Origin of the sequence: Veillonella sp. ZSJB6, from assembly GCF_051549505.1 — a bacterium.
GTDB lineage: Bacteria > Bacillota > Negativicutes > Veillonellales > Veillonellaceae > Veillonella.
On record NZ_JBPUGE010000048.1, the window covers coordinates 1 to 272 of the forward strand.

Here is a 272-nt window from a genome sequence, read left to right on the forward strand (position 1 = left end):
TGACTATTCTTTACTTGATAGATTAAATATCCAATGCGATACAATTGTCATTAATCAAGGTAATGATATAGGAAATGAAATTTTCGATTATAAAGGACACCGTGTAGAATGGATTAGCGTAGATGAACGAGGATTATCTAAGAGTAGAAATCTAGCACTTTCGAAAGCAACTGGGGACATTTGTGTTTTAGTGGATGATGATGAAATACTAAGACCAGGTTATCCAGAGATAATTAAAAATGCTTTTAGTTTCTATCCGGAGGCCACAGTTG

Annotated in this window: 1 protein-coding gene; it reads left to right on the forward strand. The window is 34.2% G+C overall.

From position 1 onward, the window contains the following. Positions 1 to 272, forward strand: a 272-nt coding sequence (locus ACSV5T_RS09845) for a glycosyltransferase family 2 protein (protein WP_438320992.1), incomplete at both ends; no start/stop codon positions are given.